This is a genomic window from Actinotalea sp. C106, assembly GCF_023630195.1.
In the GTDB taxonomy this organism is placed as follows: Bacteria; Actinomycetota; Actinomycetes; order Actinomycetales; family Cellulomonadaceae; genus Actinotalea.
In genome coordinates this window covers 1-3718 of sequence record NZ_JALPKN010000296.1, presented here as the reverse complement: position 1 = coordinate 3718, position 3718 = coordinate 1, and the positions used below count along the sequence as shown (strand labels likewise).

Here is a 3718-nt window from a genome sequence, read left to right as displayed (position 1 = left end):
GTGGTCGGGCTCGCGGCCTGCTCCGCCCCGGCCCCCGAGGCCCCGGCCCCGGTCACGATGACGCCGACGGTCGACCCGTCCCGGGCCACCCCTCCCGCGCCGGACGTGCCGATCGTCTGGCCCCTGACCGGGGTCGAGGTCGACGAGGTGCCCGAGCGGCCCGCCGTGGCGGTCAAGGTCGAGAACACCGCCACGGCTCGCCCGCAGTCCGGCCTGGACCAGGCCGACGTGGTGTGGGAGACGATCGTCGAGTTCGAGGTCTCGCGCCTGGTCGCCGTCTTCCACTCGCAGGTGCCCGAGGAGGTCGGGCCGATCCGGTCGGTCCGTCCCATGGACCCGCTGATCCTCGCGCCTCTCGACGGCCTCATCGCGTACTCGGGCGGCCAGCCGGGCATCCTCGCCGAGGTGCAGTCGAGCGGTCTCCAGTCCTTGAGCCACGACGAGGGCACCGGGGGCATGTTCCGTGTGAGCGGCCGCTCGGCCCCGCACAACGTGTACGGCTCGGTCGAGACCTTCATGGCGACTGCCGACGCCGATCACGCGGCCTCCCCCGAGCAGCAGTTCGCCTTCGCCCGCAGCGCCGAGAAGGCGAGCGCGGTGGTCGACGGCTCGGCGGCCACCACCCTGAGCCTGCGGCTGTCCGCCCAGGCGAGCCCCTCGTGGGCCTGGGACGGGGGCGCCGGCACCTGGCAGCGGTCGGAGGGCACGGTCGCCTCGGTCGCCACGAGCGGGGACCGGCTCAGCGCCGTCAACGTCGTCGCGATCACGGCCCCGCACCCGAACTCCCCGTACGGGGCCCAGGGCGGCGCGGCGGTCCCCACCTACGACCTCGTCGGGGAGGGGCCCGCGGTCCTGGCCACCGGCGGCAGCACGGTCGAGGGCACGTGGAGCAAGGAGGCGATCGACGCGCCCCTCGAGCTGCTCGACGCCGACGGCGACCCGTTGCTGCTCGCCCCGGGCAACACGTGGGTCGAGCTCATCCCCGAGGGCAAGGGCTCGCTGACCGTCGGCTGACGCCAGCGCCCAGGGGATACCCGGACCCCCCGGGTACGACCAGGGGATGAGGGCGGCCCTCCGGGATGAGACCTGCGGGGGAGCAGCGGGGCCCAGGGTCGAGCCGTGAGGTGGATCCGCGGCACGTGGTCCGCGCGACAGGCTCGTGCCATGGCTCAGATCACCGCTCCCGGCCCCGTCCACGACGACCGCGCCCGAACCGACCAGATCACCCGTGACCGGTTGCGCACGGCCGTGCCGGTGGCGGTCGCGGTCGCGCTCCTCTTCGGCACCCTGTGGGTCGGGGCCCTCGCCCTGCGGGACATGGTCGACCTCGGGGTCTGGCTGCTCAGCAGCACCTGAGCGGGGTCTGAGCGACGCGTGAGCCGCACCGGGCCGACCCGTCAGAAGTGGTACGGGAAGCCCGACCAGTCGGGGGCCCGGCGCTCGAGGAAGGCGTCGCGTCCCTCGACGGCCTCGTCGGTCATGTACGCCAGGCGGGTCGCCTCCCCGGCGAAGACCTGCTGGCCCATGAGCCCGTCGTCCGGGAGGTTGAAGGCGAACTTCAGCATCCGCACCGCCTGAGGCGACTTGCCGGCGATGGTCAGGGCGTACTCGACGGCCAGGGCCTCGAGGTCCTCGTGGTCGGCCACCTCGTTGACCGCCCCCCAGCGCTCGGCGTCCTCGGCCGAGTACTCGCGGGCCAGGAAGAAGATCTCCCGGGCGCGCTTCTGCCCGACCTGCCGTGCCAGGTACGCCGAGCCGTAGCCGCCGTCGAAGGAGCCGACGTCGGCGTCGGTCTGCTTGAAGCGGCCGTGCTGGCGGCAGGCGACCGAGAGGTCGGCCACGACGTGCAGGGAGTGCCCCCCGCCCGCGGCCCAGCCGTCCACCACGGCGATGACCACCTTGGGCATGGTGCGGATGAGCCGCTGCACCTCCAGGACGTGCAGCCGCCCGGCCCGCGCGGGGTCGATCCGGTCGGCCCCGACCCCGTCGGGGGAGTCGGTGTAGCGGTAGCCGTCGCGTCCGCGGATGCGCTGGTCCCCGCCCGAGCAGAAGGCCCAGCCGCCGTCCTTGGGGCTCGGGCCGTTCCCGGCGAGCAGGACCGTGCCGACGTCCGAGCTCATGCGGGCGTGGTCCAGGACACGGTACAGCTCGTCGACCGTGTGCGGCCGGAAGGCGTTGCGGACCTCGGGCCGGTCGAAGGCCACGCGCACCACCGGGAGGTCGCGCTGGCCGTCCTCGGCGCGTCGGACGCCGCGGTGGTAGGTCAGGTCGGTCAGTCCCTCGAAGCCCTCGACCTCGCGCCAGGCGGTGGGGTCGAAGGTGGCCGAGACCTCGGGCAGTGCGCTCATGCCGCCACCCTAGCCAGCGGCTACGGTCGTCCCGTCGGCCGGAGGGACCGCCCGACGCCGGAGGTGTGCCGTGGCCTGGGCCGTGCTGATCGTGTCGGGTGTGCTCGAGGCCGGGTGGGCCCTGAGCCTCAAGGCCTCCGAGGGGTTCACGCGGCCGTGGCCCTCGGCGGCCTTCGTGGTGCTGCTGACCTTCAGCATGCTCGGGCTGGGCTGGGCCCTGCGCACCCTGCCCGTCGGGGTGGCGTACGCGGTGTGGACCGGCATCGGCGCGGCGGTGACGGCGACGGTCGGCATGGCGGTCCTCGGCGAGGTGGTGAGCGTCGGCAAGATCCTCTCCCTGGTGCTCATCGTCGCCGGGATCGTGGGGCTGCACGTCTTCGGGGCCGAGCCGGCTCAGCCCACGCAGCCCGTCGGTGCGGTGGCCGGGTGAGCGACCTCGCGCCCCCCGGTGCGCGCTCCGCCCGGGCGGGCCGTGCGCTGCACGTCTACCGGGTCGGTCTGCGCACCCGGTTCCGCGGCCTGACGGCGCGCGACGGCGTCCTGATCGAGGGGGAGGCCGGCTGGGGGGAGTTCTCCCCGTTCTGGGAGTACGACGACGCCGAGGCCCTGGCCTGGTGGCGCTCGGCACGGGAGGCCGCCGACGTGGGCTGGCCGGCGGCGCTGCGTGACCGGGTCCCGGTCAACGTCACGGTGCCCGCCGTCGACGGCGCCACGGCGCGGGCCGTGGTCGACCGCTCGGCCGGCTGCCGTACCGCCAAGGTCAAGGTCGCCGAGCCCGGGCAGGGGGTCGACGAGGAGGTCGAGCGTCTCGAGGCCGTGCGTGATGCCCTGGGGCCCGGCGGGCGGATCCGGATCGACGCCAACGGCGCCTGGGACGTCGAGACCGCGATCGCGCGGCTGCAGGTCCTCGACCGGGCCGCGGGCGGGCTCGAGTACGTCGAGCAGCCCTGCGCGAGCGTCGAGGACCTCGCGACCGTCCGTCGTCGGACCTCCGTCCTGGTCGCGGCCGACGAGTCGATCCGCCGGGCTGCGGACCCGCTCGCGGTGGTGCGGGCCGAGGCTGCGGACCTCGTGGTGCTCAAGGTGCAGCCCCTCGGCGGGGTGCGTGCCTGCCTCGAGCTCGCCGAGCAGGTGGGGCTGCCCGTGGTGGTGTCCTCAGCCCTCGAGTCTTCGGTGGGCCTCGCGGCCGGGGTGGCCCTCGCCGCTGCCCTGCCCGAGCTGCCGTACGCCTGCGGGCTGGCCACCGCCCAGCTCCTGACCCACGACGTCGTCGCCGAGCCGCTGCTCCCTGTCGACGGCGCGATCACCGTGCGCCGGACCGCCCCCTCGCCCGGGAGGCTGGCCGAGCACGCCGCCGACCCCGACCTGGC

Annotated in this window: 5 protein-coding genes; 4 read left to right on the top strand and 1 reads right to left on the bottom strand. The window is 74.9% G+C overall.

Features of this window, described 5'->3' with window-relative positions; translation table 11 throughout:
- Both L0B03_RS15180 and L0B03_RS15175 read left to right on the top strand, forming a co-directional pair.
- On the top strand, window positions 1-1014 hold a 1014-nt coding region (locus tag L0B03_RS15180), incomplete at its 5' end, for a DUF3048 domain-containing protein (RefSeq protein ID WP_284501884.1).
- A gap of 150 nt (window positions 1015-1164) precedes the next feature.
- Window positions 1165-1356, top strand: coding sequence for a hypothetical protein (locus L0B03_RS15175; protein ID WP_250447301.1), 192 nt, complete (start codon window positions 1165-1167; stop codon window positions 1354-1356).
- 41 nt (window positions 1357-1397) lie between these two features.
- On the opposite strand, the gene L0B03_RS15170 is transcribed toward L0B03_RS15175, so the two are convergent.
- Window positions 1398-2348 (bottom strand): 1,4-dihydroxy-2-naphthoyl-CoA synthase, encoded by a 951-nt coding sequence (locus L0B03_RS15170; RefSeq protein ID WP_250447299.1) that lies wholly within the window; start codon window positions 2346-2348, stop codon window positions 1398-1400.
- A 70-nt stretch (window positions 2349-2418) separates the two neighbouring features.
- On the opposite strand from L0B03_RS15170, the gene L0B03_RS15165 reads away from it, so the two are divergent.
- Window positions 2419-2778 carry a multidrug efflux SMR transporter gene (locus L0B03_RS15165; protein WP_250447297.1) on the top strand — a complete coding sequence of 120 codons (360 nt, stop codon included), beginning with the start codon at window positions 2419-2421 and terminating at the stop codon, window positions 2776-2778.
- Window positions 2775-3718 (top strand): o-succinylbenzoate synthase (locus L0B03_RS15160; RefSeq protein ID WP_374204971.1); only part of this gene is annotated, 944 nt, incomplete at its 3' end. The genes L0B03_RS15165 and L0B03_RS15160, both read left to right, overlap by 4 nt.